The sequence below is a fragment of the Chelativorans multitrophicus genome (genome assembly GCF_011317445.1).
GTDB classification, from domain to species: Bacteria; Pseudomonadota; Alphaproteobacteria; order Rhizobiales; family Rhizobiaceae; genus Chelativorans; species Chelativorans multitrophicus.
In genome coordinates this window covers 825,590-845,546 of the sequence record NZ_JAAAPL010000001.1, presented here as the reverse complement: position 1 = coordinate 845,546, position 19,957 = coordinate 825,590, and the positions used below count along the sequence as shown (strand labels likewise).

The window sequence follows — 19,957 nt, the reverse complement described above, 5'->3', positions numbered from 1 at the left end:
AAATCCAGGCTGAAGCGCCGCGAGGCGGTACTGATCGTCGCCGCGCGTGTGCTCGCCCTGTCAGGGATAAAGACGCGTTTTCGTCCATAACCCGCCGCTCTCCCGCTCGAAGAGAATGCGGTCATGCAGCCTGAAGGGGCGGTCGTGCCAGAATTCAATGCTCACAGGCTTGATGCGGAAGCCTGACCAGTAGTCGGGCCGGGGTATTTCCCCCACCGCGTATTTGGCCGTGTACTCGGCAACCGCCTTCTCGAGGGCGAAGCGACCTTCCAGCGGCCGGGATTGCTTCGAAGCCCAGGCGCCGATCCGGCTGCCGCGCGGCCGGGAAGCATAATAGGCGTTGGCCTCCTCGTCCGTCACTTTTTCCACCGGGCCACGCACCCGCACCTGACGGCGCAGGCTTTTCCAGTGGAAACACATCGCGGCTTTCATAGAGGACAAAATTTCTTGTCCCTTTGCGCTTTCAAAGTTGGTATAGAAAACGAATCCCTGTTCATCGAATCCCTTGAGCAGGACCATCCGCACATTGGGCATCCCCTCCGGGTCCACGGTTGCGAGCGCGGTGGCGTTTGGGTCGTTGGGTTCGGATTGTTCTGCGTCCCGAAGCCATTCGGCAAACAGGCGGAATGGCTCTCCTGCCTCGGTAAAGTCGGTCTGCTTTAAGTCGTTTTTAATCATCGTTCTGCTCATCTATTGTCATTGGGAGATTGCCGATTGTTGGGAGTGACGCAAGAGACAGAAACAGTTGGCCGTTTGGCCCTGCGCGCCCTTCGGAAGGCTGCGGCTCTTTTCGTCATGTCCGTTGCGGTTCAGGCCTGTGTCATCGGCGGGAAAAAGGCCGCTGTCGATACGGTTCTCACCACGGGCTCCGTTCCGCCGCGAGTGGCGGTATTTCCCGATGAGAATCTGGCAAAGGATGGCCAGGCGATTCTTGCCGCTCTCTCGGCAAATCCGGAGGAAGCGACCGGTCTTTGGTGGGAAAACCCGGAAAGCGGCGCTCGCGGCTTGATTACCGCCTATAGCGGCGAAGCAGGCTGCTTCGCCTTCACCACCACGCGCGAGAGCTTTGACGGCATAGGTCTCTATCGGGGCAAGGCCTGCCGGGATATGGCCGGCAATCTGCGCATGCGCATGTTCGAGCAGCATTAGCGCCCTCATTCCTGTGCACTGGAATTCCGCCAGCCGAATACGCATATAATCGTTGAATGCTGAAACTGTTGGCAAAAACATTCTTTGCGGCGCTTTCCTGCCGCCGTTGGGCAAGGCAGAAATGAGAGACCCTTATGAAGTGCTGGGCGTGTCGAAGAGCGCGTCGGCCAAGGACATAAAGGCGGCCTTTCGCCGTCTGGCGAAGAAGTATCATCCCGACCAGCGGCCCGACGATCCGCAGGCAAAGGAACGTTTCGCCGAGGTCAACCAGGCCTACGAGATCCTGGGGGATGAGAAGAAGCGCACGGCATTTGACAATGGCGAGATCGATGCTGCGGGCAAGCCGCGCTACCAGGATTTCGCAGAAGCTGGCGCTGACCCCTTCGCAGGGTTCCGCCGTGGCGGCGGCGGTCCGGGTCGCGCGCATTTTGAGTTCCGCACGAGCGGCGTTGGCGGAGATGCAGGCGATATTTTCAGCGAGATCTTCGGTCAGGCCTTCCGCGGAAACCAGGGCGCGCGAAGCGCCCGGCCCGAGGGAATCGGCGATATCAACGTCACGCTCGACGTAAGTGTGGAGGACATCGCCACCGAAGCCAAGGTCAACGCGGTTTTTCCGGACGGGCGGCGCATCGCGGTGAAGTTGCCGCGCTATGTGGAGGATGGCCAGACAATCCGGCTGAAGGGACAGGGCGCGGAAACGCCTTTCGGCGAGCGGGGCGATGCGCTCGTGAAGCTGCGCCTGCGACCCCATCCGCAGTACCGGGTGGAAGGGCGCGATCTCCACGTCGATCTCCCGGTAAGTCTGCGCGATGCGGTCCTTGGCGCCAAGGTTGCGGTCGGCACCCCGACCGGAAAGGTGGCGGTGACGATCCCGGCCTGGTCCAGTTCCGATCGAACGTTGCGGCTGAAAGGGCGCGGGCTGCCGCTTAAAGCCGGCGGCAACGGCGATCTTTACACTCATGTGCGCATCATGTTGCCCGAGGGGGGCGACCCTGCGCTGGAGGCACTGTTCCGTAAGGCAGACGCCTGACAACTTTTCCGAGCAAAACCTCACGGCAGGCTTTCCCGGTCGCGCGCTTGATGCAATTCTGCCACTGTGCGATACGGCGTCCGCCGCAATTTGAGTTCGGAGAATCGATATGGCAGGTGGGAATGGCCTGATGGCCGGCAAACGGGGGCTCGTTCTCGGCGTTGCAAACAACCGCTCGATTGCCTGGGGCATTTGCAAGGCATGCGCCACAGAGGGCGCAGAGCTAGCGCTCACCTACCAGGGCGATGCACTGAAAAAGAGGGTGGAGCCGCTGGCCGCCGAGCTCGGCGCCATAGTCGTCGGCCATTGCGACGTCACCGATCCGGCGTCGATCGATGCGGTCTTTGCCGAGGTGGAGAAGCGCTGGGGCAAGCTGGACTTCCTCGTTCACGCTGTAGCCTTTTCCGACAAGGACGAACTGACCGGCCGTTATGTCGAGACCACGCGGGAGAATTTCCTGCGCACAATGGATATTTCCGTTTATTCGCTGACCGCCGTCGCAAAGCGAGCCGAACCTCTCATGACGGATGGCGGGTCCATCATCACGCTCACCTATTATGGTGCGGAGAAGGTCATGCCGCACTACAACGTGATGGGTGTGGCGAAAGCCGCGCTTGAGGCAAGCGTCCGCTATCTGGCGGTTGACCTCGGCGGCAGCAACATTCGCGTCAATGCGATTTCGGCCGGGCCGATCAAGACACTCGCCGCCTCGGGCATCGGCGACTTCCGCTACATCCTGCGCTGGAACGAATACAATTCACCGTTGAAGCGCGTGGTGACTATCGAGGAGGTGGGCGATACCGCGCTTTACCTGCTGTCACATCTTTCGCGCGCCGTGACAGGTGAGGTGCTGCATGCCGATTCCGGTTATCACGTGGTTGGTATGAAGGCGGTGGATGCGCCCGATATCACGGTGAACGGTGACTAACGCATCGAAACCTGGGCGCTGGATTCAATAATTTACAACGCCCTTGGTGCGTTCTAAAGGACGCTCGGCGCTGTAGTCCGAATTTGGCGGGGCGCCCTATCGCGAGGGCAACTGTGCTTCCGCTGCTATATATCGTGCGTCACGGCGAGACCGATTGGAACGGCGAGGCGCGCCTGCAGGGTCAGGCGGATACGGATATCAACGAACGCGGCCGCCTCCAGGCCGACCGCAACGGCGAGCGTCTTGCGGAAATCGTGCCGAATCCCTCGTCATTCGATTTTGTTGCAAGCCCCCTCCGGCGTACCTGCGAGACCATGGAGCGCATTCGCGCCAGGCTTGGCCTTTCTCCTTCCGATTTCCGCGTCGACCCGCGCCTGATGGAAGTGCATTTCGGCGACTGGCAGGGCTTCACCTATGCCGAGCTTGAGGCGCGTTCGCCGGGCTGCACGGCGGAGCGCACGCGCAGCAAGTGGCGATTCGTGCCGCCGGGCGTGGATGCGGAAAGCTATGAGACGATGGCGCTGCGCATCCGCTCGTGGCTGGACGAGATTGAAAGACCCACGATCTGCGTGACGCATGGCGGGGTCATGCGTGCCATATTCCATTGGCTGGAAAACATGCCCGGTGATGAGGCCGCGAGGCTCGATATACCGCAGGACCGCATCCTGCGGGTGGAGAACAACAGGCTGGAGTGGCTTTAAGCCATATTCTCGCAAACGGCCGAAACAGCCAACCGTTGAGCAAATTATTCGGACAGGAACATGTCAGTGATCTGCCGCTCGCCGTTGTCGTCCACCTGATAGGCGATCACGACCTCGGCTCCATCGCTGATCGCTTCCACATCCGTTTCCGGCGGCAGCTTGTACGTGGCGCCGTCGTCCAGCGTTATCGTCATTGCCTTCGGATCGACCGAAGCGATCTTTCCTTCCGCATCCGCGGCCAGCGCAGGGGAGCCAAGGAGCCCGAGGACAAGAACTGCAATTGCGATTCGCATGATTCGAACCTCATCGAATAAGACGGGACAGAGCGTGACAGTATAAAAAGAGTATAAGTCGCAAATGTGTCCAAACTTGCGCAATGCGCGGTTTGACCGCATCGCTAAACCGACATAGAAGCATGGCCGGCCCCTTATGGGGAAGGAAGCTTTTTATGTCGCACAACACATTCGGGCATCTTTTTCGCGTCACCACATGGGGCGAGAGCCATGGCCCCGCCATCGGCTGCGTTGTGGATGGCTGCCCGCCCGGCATTCATTTCACGCAGGCCGAGATACAGGCAGATCTCGATCGCCGCAGGCCCGGCCAATCCCGCTTCGTCACTCAACGCCGCGAGCCAGACGAGGTAAAGATTCTCTCCGGCGTCATGCAGGACGGCGAAACGCTGGTGACCACCGGCACGCCCATCTCCATGCTGATCGAAAATGTCGACCAGCGCTCCAAGGATTACGGAGAAATCGCCGAACGGTACCGACCCGGTCACGCCGACTATACTTATGACGCGAAATACGGGGTCAGGGATTATCGTGGCGGCGGCCGTTCATCCGCGCGCGAAACAGCGACCCGCGTGGCGGCAGGCGCGCTCGCTCGCAAGATCGTGCCGGGCATGGTCGTTCGCGGCGCGCTCATTTCCATGGGTGAGAAGGAGATCGACCGCGCCAATTGGGATTGGGATTTCCTCCACGACCCGGAAAATCCATTCTTCACGCCCGACCCGAAATCCGTTTCCGAATTTGCTGATTATCTGGACGGTGTGCGAAAGGCGGGCTCCTCCGTAGGCGCGGTGATCGAGATCGTGGCCGAAGGAGTGCCGGCGGGCCTTGGCGCGCCCCTCTATGGCAAGCTCGATCAGGATATCTGCGCCAACCTGATGTCGATCAATGCGGTCAAGGGCGTCGAGATCGGCATCGGCTTCCAGGCTGCGCGCATCCACGGTGAGGAAAATGCCGACGAGATGCGCTCGGGCAATGATGGATATCCGCGCTTCCTCTCCAACAATGCCGGCGGGATTCTCGGCGGTATCTCGACAGGGCAGCCCATCATTGCGCGCTTCGCGGTAAAGCCGACGTCCTCGATCCTGACACCCCGCCGCTCGATCGACCGGAAAGGGGCGGAGGTCGAAGTTGTGACCAAGGGCAGGCACGATCCCTGCGTGGGCATTCGCGCCGTGCCGATTGGCGAGGCGATGGTCGCCTGCGCCATTGCCGATCATTATCTGCGCCACAGGGGGCAGACGGGGAAAGGATGAGCGAACGGGGAGGAGTAACCTTGCCGGACTTTCCATTCGCTGCTCCCTATTCGCTACTTGCTCAGAACGGAAACCTATATGCCTTATGATCAGAAACATGTCGTCGAGGCCCTGCGTGCTTTCGAGCGCGGCGAGATCGTCGTCGTCATGGACGATGATGGACGCGAGAATGAAGGCGACCTGATCGTTTCCGCGGTGCACTGCACGCCCGAGAAGATGGCCTTCATCGTCCGCCACACCTCCGGCATCGTCTGCGCGCCCATGCCGCGCGAGGAAGCACGCCGGCTGAACCTGGCGCCCATGGTTGCCGAGAACGATGCGCCTCATCAGACCGCCTTCACCGTCAGCGTTGACTTCAGGCACGGCACGACAACGGGCATTTCCGCGGAGGACCGGACGCTCACCGTGCGGAATCTCGCAAACCCCAATGTCGGCGCGCAGGATTTTGTGCGGCCGGGCCATATCTTCCCGCTGGTGGCGCGGGAGGGCGGCGTACTCATGCGCTCCGGCCATACGGAAGCGGCGGTGGATCTTTGCCGCCTGGCCGGTCTGCCGCCGGTCGGTGTCATCTGCGAGTTGGTGAACGACGACGGCACGGTGATGCGCGGCCCTCAGGTAACGGCCTTCGCCGAAAAGCACGGGCTCAAGCAGGTTTCCGTCGCCGATCTCATAGCCTATCGCCAGCGGAAGGAGACGCTTGTCGAGCGTGTAGCGTCTTTCCCGGTCAGCACTGCCGCGGGCCAGGCGACGGCCTATGCCTACACCCTGCCTTGGGAGGTGATGCAGCATCTGGCGATCGTCTTCGGCGACATCCGCGACGGGCAGGATGTGCCGGTCCGGCTGCATACCGAGAATGTCGTCCAGGATGTCTTCGGCATGGAAAGACGGTTGCAGCAGATCATGGAGCGCATGGGAAGCCGCGGAGTCCTGGTCTATTTGCGGGCGGGATCGGTTGGCGTGGCCCATCAGCAGCGCCGGCTGGCTGGCGGGGAAGATCACGAAGAGGCAGTGCGGCGTGAGAACGAATGGCGTGAAATTGGCCTGGGCGCCCAGATCCTGAAGGATCTCGGTATCACGTCGATCCGGCTGCTCGCTTCCCGTGAACGCCACTATGTGGGCCTCGAGGGTTTTGGGATCGAGATCGCATCCACCGAAATCCTCTGATGAGCCACGTGTCTGTCTAACGGTGCGGCTCGTCAGTTGATGGACGTACGGCGCTGCAGGCTCTTGAGGGCGCTTTGCTCAGCGTGGCCAAGCGCCGCTTAAGTACCTATATCGGGCTATGCCAACTAGATTATACACCCACCCCATTTTTCTGGAGCACTTGGTGCCGCCCGGCCATCCGGAGCGGCCGGATCGGCTGCGCGCGATTGAAAAAGTCCTCGCTCACGATGTCTTCAATCCGCTCGACCGCGTGTCGGCGCCCATGGCGGATTCGTCGGCCGCCCTTCTCGCGCATATGGACGCTTATATCCGCCGCATGGAGCGTGAGATTCCGGCCGAGGGCATGGTCCGCATCGATGTGGACACGGTGGTGAGTCCGATTAGCTGGGATGCGGCGCTTACGGCCGTTGGCGGGGCCCTTGCTGCGGTCGATGACGTCTTTACCGGCCGCGCGGACAACGCCTTCGTCGCCGCTCGCCCGCCTGGCCATCACGCGGAGAGGAACAGGGCGATGGGCTTCTGCCTGTTCAACAATGCGGCGATTGCGGCCCGCCACGCTCAGAAGGCGCACGGAGCCGAGCGTGTCGCCATCGTGGATTGGGATGTGCACCATGGCAACGGCACTCAGGACATATTCTGGGACGATCCTTCGGTTCTTTATTGCTCCACGCATCAGATGCCGCTCTATCCCGGTACGGGAACTGAATCCGAAACGGGAGCAGGCAACATCGTCAACGTTCCGCTCGCACCGGGCGCGGACGGTGGGGATTTTCGGGAAGCGCTGGAGGCGGTGATCCTTCCCCGCATCAACGAATTTCAGCCGGACCTCATCATCATTTCGGCGGGTTTCGATGCCCATTACCGCGATCCGCTGGCCCAGCTCAATTTCGACGAGCGGGATTTCGGCTGGGCAACCGCCATGCTGATGGAGCGCGCCGGGCGCTGGTCGTCCAACCGGCTTGTCAGCCTGCTGGAAGGCGGCTACGACCTGGAAGGGCTGGGCCTATCGGTAGCCGCTCATGTGGGACGCTTGATGAAAGGGTAAAGCATGACAACCGGAAACGACACCGCCGGGACGAATGACGACATCAAGGCCATGAGCTTCGAGCAGGCGCTGGAGGCACTTGAAAGCATCGTGAACGACCTGGAGCGGGGCGATGTGCCTCTGGAGCAATCGATCCGCATTTATGAGCGTGGAGAGGCTTTGAAGGCCCATTGCGACCGGCTGCTGAAAGCGGCCGAGGACAAGGTGGAAAAAATCCGGCTGTCCCGCGAAGGGGCGCCGGTCGGCACCGAGCCGCTTGACCCCAAGTGATCTTGATTCTCTGAAAAGTGGCTGTTCCGCTCCCCGGAAGAGGTCTAAGCTCCGCTGGCTCCCGGCGCGAGGTGTGTCCATGAGTTTCTTTCCCGGCAGGGATCCCGAAGCGGGCGATGCCTTTGCTTGCGACGCGATCGAGACCCTCATCGTTCCGCGCTCGGCCGATGTCGGCGAGTTTCAGGTGCGCCGTGCCTTGCCATCGGCCCGGCGGCGGCTGGTCGGGCCGTTCATCTTCTTCGATCGCATGGGGCCGGCCGTCCTGCGGCCTGGCCAGGCCGTGGATGTGAGGCCGCATCCGCATATCGGGCTTGCCACCGTCACCTATCTTTTCGACGGCTTCATCCGGCACCGCGACTCACTTGGAACGGAAATGGTCATCGAGCCGGGCGACCTGAACCTGATGACCGCGGGTCGAGGCATCGTCCATTCGGAGCGCAGCCCTGAAGAGATGCGCGGCGGTCCGCTGTCGATATCGGGCTTGCAGACATGGCTGGCGCTGCCGGATGGCGGCGAGGAGGTGGAGCCCGATTTTTCGCATGTCCTGCGGGGGGATCTTCCCCTGCTGGATGCGCAGGGTGTCTCCGGCCGTCTGATTATTGGCGCGCTTCATGGACTTCGCTCGCCGGTCAAGACCGCCGCGGAAACGCTCTATGCCGATATCAGGCTCGCGCCCGGCGCCGCCTTTCAAATTCCTGCGGATACCGAGGAACGCGCCATTTATGTTCTGGAAGGAACGGTCGAGATTTCGGGCGACAAGTTTCCCTCCGATCGGCTGTTGGTCTTCCGCCCCGGCGATGAAATTGTAGTGAGGGCGGAAACGGGAGCACATTTTATGCTGGTGGGTGGTGCGGCACTCGGCTCGCGGCGCTATATCTGGTGGAATTTCGTTTCTTCCTCTAAGGAACGCATTGAACAGGCGAAGGAGGAATGGCGCACGGGCCGCTTCGACACCGTTCCCGGTGACGAAGAGGAGTTCACCCCCTTGCCGGAGAAGTAAGGCAGAGCAAATAACGCGCCACGGCCGCACGCAGCGAACGAGATCTTATGTCCAAGATAAAAAACGATAAGCGAGAAACGGGCCATTTGAAGTCGCCGCCCGAAACGCCTCTGTTAAACCGTGTCCGGTTCCCTTCGGATCTGAAGCAGATTCCCGAGGAGGATCTGCCGCAGCTCGCCGAGGAGTTGCGGGCGGAGATGATCGATGCGGTTTCGCAGACGGGCGGGCATCTGGGCGCTGGCCTGGGCGTCGTCGAGCTTACGGTCGCGCTGCACTACATTTTTGATACGCCGCATGACCGGCTGATCTGGGATGTCGGCCATCAGGCCTACCCGCACAAGATTCTCACCGGCCGGCGCGACCGCATCCGCACCCTGCGTCAGGAGGACGGGCTTTCCGGCTTCACCAAGCGTTCGGAGAGCGAATACGATCCTTTCGGCGCAGCCCATTCCTCCACGTCGATCTCCGCCGGGCTCGGCATGGCCGTGGCGAGGGAGCTTTCCGGCGGCCAGCGCCACGTGATCGCCGTCATCGGCGATGGAGCGCTTTCGGCGGGCATGGCCTATGAGGCCATGAACAATGCCGGCGCGCTTGATGCGCGGCTGATCGTCATCCTGAACGACAACGATATGTCCATTGCGCCGCCCACGGGTGCGATGAGCACTTATCTGGCGCGCCTTGCCTCAGGCCGCGCTTATCGGGGAATCCGTGACGTCGGCAAAAAACTCACCTCCCATTTGGGCAAGTCGTTTGACCGCGCCATCACCCGCGCCGTGGAGCACGCGCGCGGTTTTGTGACGGGCGGCACTCTGTTCGAGGAGATGGGCTTCTTCCACATCGGCCCGATCGACGGCCACGATCTGGAGGCGCTCGTGCCGGTGCTCCGCAATGTGCGCGACAATGGCACGGGCCCGGTGCTGATCCACGTGGTTACCCAAAAGGGCAAGGGCTATCCGCCGGCGGAAGCTGCGGCGGATAAGTATCACGGCGTCGCAAAGTTCGACGTGATCACCGGCGCTCAGGCCAAATCACCTGCGGGCGCGCCGAGCTACACGAAAGTGTTCGCCCAGGCGCTTGTCCAGGAGGCGCGGGAGGATAAACGGATCGTGGCCATCACGGCGGCCATGCCCTCGGGCACGGGTCTTGATCTGTTCGAAAAGGAGTTTCCGGACCGCAGCTTCGATGTCGGCATTGCCGAGCAGCACGCGGTGACCTTCGCCGCCGGCCTCGCCACCGAGGGCTATCGGCCCTTTGCGGCGATCTATTCCACCTTTTTGCAGCGCGCCTATGACCAGGTGGTGCATGACGTGGCGATCCAAAACCTGCCCGTCCGCTTCGCCATCGATCGCGCGGGCTTCGTCGGCGCCGATGGCGCCACCCATTGCGGTGCTTTCGATGTCGCCTATCTCGCCACACTGCCCAATATGGTCGTCATGGCGGCCGCGGATGAGGCCGAGCTGAAGCACATGGTTCGCACCGCTGCTGACCATGACGAAGGTCCCATCGCATTCCGTTATCCCCGCGGAGAGGGCACAGGCGTTCCGCTGCCTCAGCGCGGCGAGATCCTGAAAATCGGCAAGGGCCGTATCGTCCGCGAGGGCAGCAAGATCGCGCTCCTCTCGCTCGGCACACGCCTTGCTGACTGCATGATTGCGGCCGAAGAGCTTGAGGCGGCGGGTCTTTCCACCACCGTTGCCGATGCTCGCTTTGCAAAGCCGCTCGATGCGGACCTTATCCGCCGGCTTGCGCGCGAGCATGAGGTTCTTGTCACCGTCGAGGAAGGCTCCATCGGCGGCTTCGGTGCGCATGTGCTGCACTTCCTGGCGCATGAGGGCCTTCTCGAAAATGGGCTCAAGGTTCGCCCGCTCGTAATGCCGGACATCTTCATGGATCAGGCGAAGCCGGAAAAGATGTATGCCAAGGCTGGGCTCGACGCGGCGGGCATCGTGAAGACGGTTTTCGCCGCGCTCGGCCAGGCGGAGCAGGCGGCAAGGGCTTGAGTGGGTTTGAATTGGCGGGATTAGGTGCCCTTTCGCGCCCTCCCTTTGGCCTCCCGGCCAGAGGGGGGGGCGTGAAGGGGCGCGGCATTTCCGGTTTCGTCCTTATAGATGCATTTAACAGAGCCGACGCTTGCCACGCCGCCCCTCATCCTTCACTGATCACCCATGACTGCCCAAGCCGTCCATGCCCGCCTTCGCCTAGACCAGCTTCTGGTGGAGCGCGGCTTTTTTGAAAGCCGTGCGCGCGCCCGCGATGCCGTACTGCGCGGTACGGTTCAGGTGGCAGGGCAGACAGTGAAAAAGCCTGGCCAGCTTTTCCCGGCCGATGCGCAGATCACGGTCGAGGACCCGGCCCGCCGCTATGTCTCGCGGGCGGCGCTGAAGCTCGTCCATGGGCTGGATGCGTTCGGCCTCGATCCCCACGGCGCCCTTGCGCTCGACATCGGCTCCTCGACCGGCGGCTTCACGCAGGTGCTTCTGGAGCGCGGTGCCGCCCATGTGACGGCGATCGACGTGGGCACCGGCCAGATGGACGCGAGGCTGCGAGAGGATCCGCGAGTCGCCTGCCTCGAAGGCATCAATGCCCGCTACCTAACACTCGGGATGATCGGCGGCCGCAGGCCGAATTTCCTCGTCTCCGATGTCAGCTTCATCTCGCTGAAACTCGCACTGCCGCCCGCGCTCGAAATGGCGGAGAAGGGCGCTTGGGGCCTTTTCCTCGTTAAGCCGCAATTCGAGGCGGGGCGCGAGGCGATCGGAAAGGGTGGCTTGTTGCGCGAGCCTGATAAGGCTGAAGAGATTGCCCGCAATATCGCGGAATGGCTCAGCATGAATGAAGGGTGGCGGGTGATTGGCCTTGAGCCATCGCCTATCGAAGGCGGCGACGGCGCACGCGAATTCCTGCTGGCGGGGCGGAAAGAATGAGCGAGCGGCTCACCATCGTTGAACTGGGCGCGCAAGGCGACGGCATCGCGCACACGCCGGCCGGGCCGGTCTATGTTCCTTTCGCGCTGCCCGGTGAGGAGGTCACCGCCCGCGTGGAGAAGCAGCGCGCGACGCTGCTGTCGGTGGAAAAGCCGTCTCCGCTGCGCGTCGAGCCGGCGAGTCCTTATTTTGGCATTTGCGGTGGCTGCTCTGTTCAGCACCTGGCGCCCCTGGCCTATGCGGAATGGAAGCGGGATAAGGTGGTGCGCGCGCTTCGGAGTCGCGGGCTGGAGGCGGAAGTCGCCCCCCTTGTCCTGTGTCCACCCGCGTCCCGCCGCCGCGTGACCCTGACGGCGCGCTCGGCGGGCGGCCGCACGCTGCTCGGCTTCAACGCCGCGCAATCGCACCAGATCGTCGAGATAGAAGAGTGCGCGATCGCCGTCCCGCAGATCGTTGCCGCACTCCCCGATCTGCGCTTGCTCGTCGGCCTGATCGCGGCGGGATCCAAGCCGTTCCACATCACCGTCACCGCCACCCGCACGGGGCTCGATATCGCCGCCGAGGAATCGGGCAGGCTGGGCGAGCAGAAACGCCAGAAAGCCCTGCAGTTCGCACTGGCCAAGGGTTTCGCGCGGCTCTCGGTCGGCGGCGAGGTGCTTGTGGAGCGGGAAAAGCCGGTGGTGATGTTCGGCGACGTGCCGGTGGCCATTCCACCGGGTGGTTTTCTCCAGGCGACCGAGCAGGCGGAAGAGGCCATGGCGGGCCTCGTGACCGCGCATTTTAAGGGTGCCAAGCATGTCGCGGATCTCTTTGCCGGCAGCGGCACGTTTGCGTTGCGACTAGCCCGCCAAGCCCGTGTACACGCGGTAGAAAGTGAGGGGGCGGCGCTTGCCGCGCTGGAAGATGCAGCCAAGGGCGCCTCGGGCCTGAAGCCGGTCTCCGTGGAACGGCGCGACCTGTTCAACCGCCCGATCCTGGCGAAAGAGCTTGCGCAATATGATGGGCTCGTCTTCGACCCCCCTCGGGTCGGCGCGGAGGCTCAATGCCGGCAGCTTGCCCGCTCGACGGTCAACCGGGTCGCCGCCGTCTCCTGCAATCCCGGCACGCTCGCCCGCGATCTCTCGATCCTGGTGGAAGGCGGTTACCGCATAGCGAAGGTCACGCCAATCGACCAGTTCCTCTGGTCGCCGCATGTGGAGGTGGTGGCGCTGTTGGAGCGGCCTGGTAAGCGAGGCTGAGGCCCCGCTACCAAACCGCTCCCCCCGACCTTAGGAAGCGAGCCGGTGCATTTCCTGCGCTCCCACAGGTTGGTTCAAGGCGGCACGCCCCGGAAAGAGCTCCTTTTGATGATAGTTCAGGCCGGCGGCGCGCCAGCGGGCAAGGAACTCGTCGATCACATCGTAATGGCTGCCAAGATGCAGCCGCACATAAGGCGCCGGGGCGGCCTGATTGAAGAGAGACGCACAGAGCAGGGTGCCGGTGGCATAGAATAAATCGTCACGGAATCGGTCGATTCCCGCCTCAGGCGTCTGGTAAATGGCTGGAACTTCAAAAAGCATGTAGGAAGTCGAGGGACCGACGCACACGCTTTCGCGAGGCCAGCCCATCGTTTCCACCAATTGCTGGCGCACATAGGCTTTCTGCCGTGCGTAAAAAAGACCTGTCTCCAAGGTCCACTCGGCGGCTTCCTTGGTTGCAAGCCAAGCGCACATCAGTTCGGCGTTATGCGTATTGCAATGGTAGCGATTGATCCACGATTCCCGTGCAAGCTGCCGCAGGAGCTTCGGCGAGGTGGTGATCGCGGCCACGCCCATTGTGTTGCTGCTGAACTGCTTGCCGAATGGGCGCGTCGCCATCCAGCGATCGAAGGCGCCTGAACGCACCAGAGCATTATTGCCGTTCAGCTCATCGAATCGGCCGAGAATGCCTTTGAGGTGATTGACAAGCGGCACGCGCGGATCATGCACCTTGTAATAGGCATCGTCGAGCAGCAGATATCCCGACGTCTCTGCGCAAAGTTCCAGCAGGAAGGTCGTGATCTCGATCGGCCACTGCATTCCGGTTGGATTGTGCTGCGGGTTGCTTACGGCGACGGCGATATGAACCCCGTCCTGATCCTGGAGCCCTTGGACAATGAATTTCCACTCGTCGATATCGGGCTGCCAGCCATTGTCGGGCCGAATCGGAAGATAAACGACTTCGAAGCCCACATCCTTAAAGATGCCGCGGTAATCCCAGCCCGGAGTGGGAACAAGAGCAACGGGCTTCCTGCCCGGAAAGACCTGGCGCGAATGTTTGATGGCCACCTTGGCCATGTCGTACATGGCCATGCGCGTCGTCATCGCAAGGCAGCCGACATCGATGTCCAGGCTTCCAGGCGCTGTACGGCCCTGCAAATCGTGCTCGCGCAAGATCAAATCACGCATGAAGTCACGGTGGCGCTGGATGCCATATCCGCATTCGGAATAGCCCATGACTTCGCGTGAAAAGCGGAATTCATTTACGAATTCCAGGAACTTTGGACTCACTCCGTTCCAGTGCTCACCCTTGACCGCATAGAGAGCCGGTCCGTGCGGCGAGCCGGCATCGACATATTCTTTATAAAGAACTTGTTCCGGGGAGCATTGACGCAGTTCCTCTGAATCATTGGCGAGATGGTCCGCCGCGCCGCGTATATGGCTCTGCAAAAATGACGAAGAAACGGTGTGTTTTGATTGAGTAAATGGATACTCGTTCATGATGCCCTCCTACATGACAAATGAAGGACTAATCAATGTTAATAACGGTTCTATTAATTTATTATATAGAATTCGTGAAATTGAAGTATTTGTGATGTTGTTTTTGGATATCCCGCAATCTTTGATTGTGAGAAAAATACAGTTTTAAAGACAAAAACATGGCTTTTTCTACTCCGCGTAGTCTAGTGCGGAGTAGATGCCTACCCATGGTTGGAGATTGATCCGCTTAACTTTCCAGAGGCAGAAGGCTCAGGCCTGCGTGCCGCCCACGGTCATCTGGTCCATTCTCAAATGCGGCTGGCCGACGCCGACGGGAACGCCTTGCCCCGCCTTGCCACACATGCCGATGCCCGTATCGAGCTTCATGTCATTGCCGATCATGGAGACGCGCTTCATGGCCTCCGGTCCGTTGCCGATCAACGTTGCACCGCGGACCGGTCGTGTCACCTTGCCGTCCTCGATCATATAGGCCTCGGTGCAGTCGAAGACGAACTTGCCCGAGGTGATGTCCACCTGTCCGCCGCCGAAGGACACGGCATAAATGCCCTTCTTGACGGAGGCGATGATCTCCTCCGGCGTTCGGTCGCCGCCTAGCATATAGGTGTTGGTCATGCGCGGCATGGGCACATGGGCGTAGGATTCGCGGCGGCCGTTGCCGGTCGGCCGCATACCCATGAGCCGGGCATTCAACCGGTCCTGCATATAGCCCACCAGCTTGCCATCCTCGATCATCACCGTGCGGTTGGTGGGCGTGCCCTCGTCGTCGATGGTAAGCGATCCGCGCCGCTCGGCGATGGTGCCGTCATCCACGACTGTTACGCCCTTGGCGGCCACCTGGCTCCCCATCAGACCGGCAAAGGCAGAGGTTTTCTTGCGGTTGAAGTCGCCCTCGAGCCCGTGGCCCACCGCCTCGTGCAACATCACGCCGGGCCAGCCATTGGCAAGCACGATGTCGAGGGTGCCGGCCGGGGCGGGGACGGCCTCCAGATTGACAAGCGCCTGCCGCAGCGCTTCGCCCGCCGCGTGGCGCCAGGAATCTTCGGCGATGAATTCGCTGAAGCTCTTGCGCCCGCCCATCCCGTAGGAGCCGCTTTCCTGCCGGTCTCCGTCGCCGACCACCACGGAAATATGCATGCGCACCAGCGGGCGGATATCGCGCGCGATATGCCCGTCCGCGCGCAGGATTTCCACCTGCTGCCACGAAGCGGCGAGCGAGGCGGTGACCTGCCGCACACGGGGGTCCTTGGCGCGCAGCCAGCCGTCGATGTCCTGAAGGAGCTTCGCCTTTTCCTCAAAGCCGGGAGCGGCGATTGGATTGTCCTCGCCATAAAGGTGCTGATTCGTGCCGGCGGGTGGTGCGGCCAGAGTGCCCGAATAGCCGTGCTTTACGGCGGAAACCGCGTCGGCCGCGCGCAGCAGCGCCGCCTCGGACAGATCGCGAGAATGGGCATAGCCCGTCGCCTCGCCGGCAACGGCGCGCAATCCGAAACCCATGTCGGTGTTGAAGCTCGCCGTTTTCAGCCGTCCATTGTCGAAGACCAGCGCCTCGCCCTCGCGGTATTCCAGGAACAATTCGCCGTCATCCGCGCCGGAAATGGTCTGCGATACGATGGATTTGAGCTTTTCGGGCGAGGTGTCGAACGAATCGATGAGGGAACGGGACATGGGGCGGTATCCTCTTTTTCACCTCATCCATGTAGAGAGGAGCGGCGGGATGATCCAGCCCTTGCGCGGATTGCTTTGGCCCGAATTTGCCTTGCGTGGAGATGCTGAGCCCCTTCGCGCCCCCCTCTGGCCTGCCGGCCATCTCCCCCACAAGGGGGGGGATTATGCCGGCCGCCGTCTCTCCACTCTTTCTGCAACGCCAGTGATTGGCGAAAGTGCTGATGACAGCCGATCTCCCCCCTCGTGGGGGAGATGGCCGGCAGGCCAGAGGGGGGCGCGAAGAGGCAAGAACCTGTCCCATGATGCGTCCATCAAAGTTCAGGACAATTACCTGCCCCCCAACGGCGCAGTGAAATGCGGCTAGCGCGGCAGGGCGTCGAAGCCTTCGCCGAAACCGTTGAGGTCGACAGGAATGCCGATTCCTTCCTCCGGCGTCTGGAACACGATGAAAGTGGCCGACTTCCCGGTCCTGAGCGTCTGCAGAAGCTGATCTTCCAGAATAACTTCCGCATAGCAGCCGTCCTGGAAGCAGCGGACGAAATAGGCCCTGCCGATATCCTTGCCGTCCACGTTCAGCCCGAGCCCGTTGGGGAGCAACACGCCGAGCGGCGCCAGAACACGCAGGAGCTCGGCCTTGTTGTCGGCGGTGCGAAGAACGACGACAGAAAGGCCAACCTCCGGCCTGTCTTCCGCCACCACATTCTGCATCATCGCGCATTGTTCGCTGGAAGCGCCTGCCGGCGTATCGCAGACGATCGACCAGGCGCCATGGGTGGAACGCACATTGCCGCTTTGCTGAGGCTGTTGCTGTTGGGCGGCAGAAGGAAGTGCCGTGCTCAGGATCAGGGCAATCGTCGCCGCACATGCCAACAGACGCATAGGAACCTCACTACTCTCCGAATCGGGACAATTTACCCTGCCGCTCGCCAGGCGGGAAGGGCGCTGCGCAGGATCGACCGGGCGGCCATGCGTTACTCTCACATTTCCCCAGGAATCGGACAGAACTGCGGCGCGGCCTTGCACCCGCGCCTCCCATGCCTGCCATGGCGCCAGCGCAAAAATGCCGCATCTGAGGCAAGACGCCTTTCTTGCGGTTCTTATAAGAGTATGATTTGAACGCGCCCATAAGAGCCAGGAATCTCAACAGGGCTTTCCGGGGGCGCTGCATTTTGCCATAGCGCAATCGAGCAGCCGCGGTAGGCGGGTTGATCGGGAGATGACGAGGGTGATGAAGAAATTTGCAGCAGGCGTTGGGGCTCTGTCGCTTTCCGCGAGCGGTGCTTTCGCCGCACAGCCGCAGCCTTGGGAAATGCGCTTCCAGAGTGCCGCGACGGAAATTATGCGGGAAATCACCTGGTTTGAGGAATACACGCTCTGGTTTGTCGGCCCGATCGTGCTCCTCGTGATGGCGCTGCTGGCTTGGTGTATCTTCCGCTACCGCGCGAGCGCCAATCCGGTGCCCTCGCGCACCAGCCACAATACGCTGATCGAGGTGCTGTGGACCGTCGGACCCGTGGTGGTGCTCCTGTTCCTTGCGATTCCTTCCTTCCAGCTCCTGACCCATCAGTACACGCCCGATGAGGAACCCACGCTGACGGTGAAGGCGACGGGCGTGCAGTGGTACTGGGATTATGAATACCAGGATGCGGAAAACCCGCTCAGCTTCACCTCGCTTTTGCTGCAGGATGGTGACCGTGCAGGCGCCGGCAAGGAAAATGTGGCGCAGTATCCGCGCCTTCTTGCGGTCGACAACGAGGTTGTTGTGCCGGTCAACACGACGGTGCGCCTGCTGGTGACGGCGAGCGACGTCATCCACGCTTTCGCCATGCCCTCCTTCGGCATAAAGGTCGACGCCGTTCCGGGGCGCATCAATGAGACCTGGTTCAAGGCTGAGCGAGAGGGGCTTTACTACGGTCAGTGCTCGGAGCTTTGCGGCAAGGACCACGCATTCATGCCGATTGCCATTCGCGTCGTGTCGCAGGAACAGTACCAGACCTGGTATGCCGCCGCGCAGCAGGATCTTACCGGCGCCAATCGCGCTTTGATGGCGGCAATCGAAAACGGCAAGGACAAGATCGCCGCCGCCCAGTAGCGGCAGAGCGACCAAAGGATAATGGAGCGGTAGGATATGGCAGGCGCTGCAGCGATTAGCGACCACGACGACCACAAGCCGAGAGGCTGGGTCCGCTGGGTCTACTCCACCAATCATAAGGATATCGGCACGCTTTACCTGATCTTCGCGATCATTGCGGGCATCATCGGCGGCTTTCTGTCGGTGATGATGCGCTGGGAGCTCGCGGAGCCCGGAATCCAGATTTTCCATGGCCTCGCTTCAATGGTCTATGGATATGAGGGCGCGGCCGCCGTCGATGCCGGCAAGGAGATGTACAACGTCTTCACCACCGGCCACGGCCTCATCATGATCTTCTTCATGGTCATGCCGGCGCTCATCGGCGGGTTCGCCAACTGGATGGTACCGATCATGATCGGCGCGCCGGACATGGCGTTTCCGCGCATGAACAACATTTCGTTCTGGCTCCTGCCGCCAGCCTTCATTCTGCTGCTCTTGTCCATGTTCGTGCCGGGCGCTCCGGGCGGCTATGGCGCCGGCACCGGCTGGACCATCTATCCGCCTCTGTCGACCGTCGGTCACCCTGGCCCCGCCGTGGATCTTGGAATCCTGGCGCTGCACATCGCGGGTGCCTCGTCGATCCTTGGCGCCATCAACTTCATCACCACCATCTTCAACATGCGCGCGCCGGGCATGACGCTGCATAAGATGCCGCTCTTTGCCTGGTCGGTGCTCATCACGGCGTTCCTGCTGCTCCTCTCCCTGCCGGTCCTGGCGGGCGGCATCACCATGCTTCTGACCGACCGGAATTTCGGCACGACCTTCTTCGCGCCGGATGGCGGCGGTGACCCCATCCTGTTCCAGCATCTGTTCTGGTTCTTCGGTCACCCTGAGGTTTATATTCTGATCCTGCCCGGCTTCGGCATCGTCAGCCACATCGTATCGACCTTCTCGCGCAAGCCGGTCTTCGGCTACCTCGGAATGGCCTATGCGATGGTAGCCATCGGCGCGATCGGCTTCGTCGTGTGGGCGCACCACATGTACACCACCGGCCTCTCGCTAGACACGCAGCGCTACTTCGTCTTCGCCACCATGGTGATCGCGGTTCCGACGGGCGTGAAGATCTTCTCCTGGATCGCCACCATGTGGGGCGGTTCGATCTCCTTCCGCGTGCCGATGCTGTGGGCGATCGCCTTCATCTTCCTGTTCACCGTCGGCGGCGTGACCGGCGTTCAGCTCGCCAATGCCGGCCTGGACCGGGCCATGCACGACACCTACTATGTCGTGGCGCACTTCCATTACGTGCTTTCGATGGGTGCGGTGTTCGCCATCTTCGCCGCCTGGTACTACTGGTTCCCGAAGATGACGGGCTACATGTACAACTCCTTCATCGCCCGGCTGCATTTCTGGATCACCTTCATCGGCGTGAACCTGATCTTCTTCCCGCAGCATTTCCTGGGCCTTTCCGGCATGCCCCGCCGCTATATTGACTACCCGGATGCCTTCGCGGGTTGGAACCAGGTTTCTTCCTACGGTTCCTATCTGGCGGCCATTGGCGTGCTGGTATTCCTCTATGGCGTGATGGAGGCCTTCGCGAAGAAGCGTGTCGCAGGCGCCAATCCCTGGGGTGAAGGTGCAACCACGCTCGAATGGCAGCTTCCCTCGCCGCCGCCCTTCCACCAATGGGAAGAGCTGCCGAGAATCCGCTAAGGAGCATCGCGCGGCCTGG

19 protein-coding genes are annotated in these 19,957 nt (G+C 61.6%); 14 read left to right on the top strand and 5 right to left on the bottom strand.

Features of this window, described 5'->3' with window-relative positions:
* Positions 1 to 60: 60 nt before the first annotated feature.
* Positions 61 to 678 carry a pyridoxamine 5'-phosphate oxidase gene (gene pdxH / locus GNP00_RS04190; RefSeq protein WP_041544494.1) on the bottom strand — a complete coding sequence of 206 codons (618 nt, stop codon included), beginning with the start codon at positions 676 to 678 and terminating at the stop codon, positions 61 to 63.
* A gap of 45 nt (positions 679 to 723) precedes the next feature.
* Here pdxH and GNP00_RS04185 point away from each other — a divergent pair, with 45 nt between their 5' ends.
* From GNP00_RS04185 to GNP00_RS04170, 4 genes are all read left to right on the top strand, one after another.
* Positions 724 to 1,149 (top strand): RT0821/Lpp0805 family surface protein, encoded by a 426-nt coding sequence (locus GNP00_RS04185; RefSeq protein WP_049764655.1) that lies wholly within the window; start codon positions 724 to 726, stop codon positions 1,147 to 1,149.
* 121 nt (positions 1,150 to 1,270) lie between these two features.
* On the top strand, positions 1,271 to 2,179 hold the full coding sequence (locus GNP00_RS04180; protein ID WP_011580069.1) for a DnaJ C-terminal domain-containing protein: 909 nt from the start codon (positions 1,271 to 1,273) through the stop codon (positions 2,177 to 2,179).
* Between the two features lie 109 nt (positions 2,180 to 2,288).
* A complete protein-coding gene (gene fabI, locus GNP00_RS04175; RefSeq protein WP_011580070.1) occupies positions 2,289 to 3,107 on the top strand; it encodes an enoyl-ACP reductase FabI in 819 nt (272 codons plus the stop codon).
* 113 nt (positions 3,108 to 3,220) lie between these two features.
* Positions 3,221 to 3,808: a histidine phosphatase family protein gene (locus tag GNP00_RS04170; protein ID WP_011580071.1), complete on the top strand. Its 588-nt coding sequence runs from the start codon at positions 3,221 to 3,223 to the stop codon at positions 3,806 to 3,808.
* 44 nt (positions 3,809 to 3,852) lie between these two features.
* On the opposite strand, the gene GNP00_RS04165 is transcribed toward GNP00_RS04170, so the two are convergent.
* Entirely contained in the window at positions 3,853 to 4,101 is a 249-nt protein-coding gene (locus GNP00_RS04165) for a DUF1344 domain-containing protein (RefSeq protein WP_011580072.1), read from the bottom strand.
* 155 nt (positions 4,102 to 4,256) lie between these two features.
* Here GNP00_RS04165 and aroC point away from each other — a divergent pair, with 155 nt between their 5' ends.
* From aroC to GNP00_RS04125, 8 genes are all read left to right on the top strand, one after another.
* Complete coding sequence (aroC, locus tag GNP00_RS04160; protein WP_011580073.1) at positions 4,257 to 5,351, top strand: chorismate synthase; 1,095 nt, start codon at positions 4,257 to 4,259, stop codon at positions 5,349 to 5,351.
* Positions 5,352 to 5,429: 78 nt separating this feature from the next.
* Complete coding sequence (ribB, locus tag GNP00_RS04155) at positions 5,430 to 6,515, top strand: 3,4-dihydroxy-2-butanone-4-phosphate synthase (protein ID WP_041544495.1); 1,086 nt, start codon at positions 5,430 to 5,432, stop codon at positions 6,513 to 6,515.
* 118 nt (positions 6,516 to 6,633) lie between these two features.
* Entirely contained in the window at positions 6,634 to 7,560 is a 927-nt protein-coding gene (locus GNP00_RS04150) for a histone deacetylase family protein (protein WP_011580075.1), read from the top strand.
* Between the two features lie 3 nt (positions 7,561 to 7,563).
* The gene (locus GNP00_RS04145) at positions 7,564 to 7,830 is read left to right on the top strand and encodes an exodeoxyribonuclease VII small subunit (protein ID WP_011580076.1); all 267 of its coding nucleotides are present in this window, start codon (positions 7,564 to 7,566) and stop codon (positions 7,828 to 7,830) included.
* Positions 7,831 to 7,909: 79 nt separating this feature from the next.
* Entirely contained in the window at positions 7,910 to 8,830 is a 921-nt protein-coding gene (locus GNP00_RS04140; protein ID WP_011580077.1) for a pirin family protein, read from the top strand.
* Between the two features lie 47 nt (positions 8,831 to 8,877).
* Positions 8,878 to 10,830: a 1-deoxy-D-xylulose-5-phosphate synthase gene (gene dxs / locus GNP00_RS04135; RefSeq protein WP_011580078.1), complete on the top strand. Its 1,953-nt coding sequence runs from the start codon at positions 8,878 to 8,880 to the stop codon at positions 10,828 to 10,830.
* Between the two features lie 165 nt (positions 10,831 to 10,995).
* Positions 10,996 to 11,754 (top strand): TlyA family RNA methyltransferase, encoded by a 759-nt coding sequence (locus GNP00_RS04130; protein ID WP_011580079.1) that lies wholly within the window; start codon positions 10,996 to 10,998, stop codon positions 11,752 to 11,754.
* Positions 11,751 to 12,992 carry a class I SAM-dependent RNA methyltransferase gene (locus tag GNP00_RS04125; protein WP_011580080.1) on the top strand — a complete coding sequence of 414 codons (1,242 nt, stop codon included), beginning with the start codon at positions 11,751 to 11,753 and terminating at the stop codon, positions 12,990 to 12,992. The genes GNP00_RS04130 and GNP00_RS04125 overlap by 4 nt, the downstream gene beginning before the upstream one ends.
* 30 nt (positions 12,993 to 13,022) lie before the next feature.
* Here GNP00_RS04125 and GNP00_RS04120 read toward each other — a convergent pair whose 3' ends face one another.
* The 3 genes from GNP00_RS04120 to GNP00_RS04110 all read right to left on the bottom strand — a co-directional run bounded on the left by GNP00_RS04120 (position 13,023) and on the right by GNP00_RS04110 (position 17,036).
* Complete coding sequence (locus GNP00_RS04120) at positions 13,023 to 14,492, bottom strand: aminotransferase class I/II-fold pyridoxal phosphate-dependent enzyme (protein ID WP_011580081.1); 1,470 nt, start codon at positions 14,490 to 14,492, stop codon at positions 13,023 to 13,025.
* Positions 14,493 to 14,741: 249 nt separating this feature from the next.
* Positions 14,742 to 16,157, bottom strand: a complete 1,416-nt coding sequence (tldD, locus tag GNP00_RS04115; protein ID WP_011580082.1) for a metalloprotease TldD — start codon at positions 16,155 to 16,157, stop codon at positions 14,742 to 14,744.
* A gap of 360 nt (positions 16,158 to 16,517) precedes the next feature.
* Positions 16,518 to 17,036, bottom strand: a complete 519-nt coding sequence (locus GNP00_RS04110) for an invasion associated locus B family protein (protein ID WP_011580083.1) — start codon at positions 17,034 to 17,036, stop codon at positions 16,518 to 16,520.
* A gap of 349 nt (positions 17,037 to 17,385) precedes the next feature.
* On the opposite strand from GNP00_RS04110, the gene coxB reads away from it, so the two are divergent.
* Both coxB and ctaD read left to right on the top strand, forming a co-directional pair.
* A complete protein-coding gene (gene coxB / locus GNP00_RS04105) occupies positions 17,386 to 18,249 on the top strand; it encodes a cytochrome c oxidase subunit II (RefSeq protein ID WP_011580084.1) in 864 nt (287 codons plus the stop codon).
* 36 nt (positions 18,250 to 18,285) lie between these two features.
* A complete protein-coding gene (ctaD, locus tag GNP00_RS04100; protein WP_011580085.1) occupies positions 18,286 to 19,938 on the top strand; it encodes a cytochrome c oxidase subunit I in 1,653 nt (550 codons plus the stop codon).
* The last annotated feature ends 19 nt before the right edge of the window (positions 19,939 to 19,957 follow it).

Coding starts and splice junctions, on each gene's coding strand:
- GNP00_RS04130 (WP_011580079.1), top strand. CDS start 10,996: ATGACTGCCCAAGCCGTCCATGCCCGCCTTCGCCTAGACCAGCTTCTG.
- aroC (WP_011580073.1), top strand. CDS start 4,257: ATGTCGCACAACACATTCGGGCATCTTTTTCGCGTCACCACATGGGGC.
- pdxH (WP_041544494.1), bottom strand. CDS start 678: ATGATTAAAAACGACTTAAAGCAGACCGACTTTACCGAGGCAGGAGAG.
- dxs (WP_011580078.1), top strand. CDS start 8,878: ATGTCCAAGATAAAAAACGATAAGCGAGAAACGGGCCATTTGAAGTCG.
- GNP00_RS04145 (WP_011580076.1), top strand. CDS start 7,564: ATGACAACCGGAAACGACACCGCCGGGACGAATGACGACATCAAGGCC.
- GNP00_RS04110 (WP_011580083.1), bottom strand. CDS start 17,036: ATGCGTCTGTTGGCATGTGCGGCGACGATTGCCCTGATCCTGAGCACG.
- fabI (WP_011580070.1), top strand. CDS start 2,289: ATGGCAGGTGGGAATGGCCTGATGGCCGGCAAACGGGGGCTCGTTCTC.
- GNP00_RS04150 (WP_011580075.1), top strand. CDS start 6,634: ATGCCAACTAGATTATACACCCACCCCATTTTTCTGGAGCACTTGGTG.
- GNP00_RS04165 (WP_011580072.1), bottom strand. CDS start 4,101: ATGCGAATCGCAATTGCAGTTCTTGTCCTCGGGCTCCTTGGCTCCCCT.
- tldD (WP_011580082.1), bottom strand. CDS start 16,157: ATGTCCCGTTCCCTCATCGATTCGTTCGACACCTCGCCCGAAAAGCTC.
- GNP00_RS04180 (WP_011580069.1), top strand. CDS start 1,271: ATGAGAGACCCTTATGAAGTGCTGGGCGTGTCGAAGAGCGCGTCGGCC.
- ribB (WP_041544495.1), top strand. CDS start 5,430: ATGCCTTATGATCAGAAACATGTCGTCGAGGCCCTGCGTGCTTTCGAG.
- ctaD (WP_011580085.1), top strand. CDS start 18,286: ATGGCAGGCGCTGCAGCGATTAGCGACCACGACGACCACAAGCCGAGA.
- coxB (WP_011580084.1), top strand. CDS start 17,386: ATGAAGAAATTTGCAGCAGGCGTTGGGGCTCTGTCGCTTTCCGCGAGC.
- GNP00_RS04120 (WP_011580081.1), bottom strand. CDS start 14,492: ATGAACGAGTATCCATTTACTCAATCAAAACACACCGTTTCTTCGTCA.
- GNP00_RS04140 (WP_011580077.1), top strand. CDS start 7,910: ATGAGTTTCTTTCCCGGCAGGGATCCCGAAGCGGGCGATGCCTTTGCT.
- GNP00_RS04125 (WP_011580080.1), top strand. CDS start 11,751: ATGAGCGAGCGGCTCACCATCGTTGAACTGGGCGCGCAAGGCGACGGC.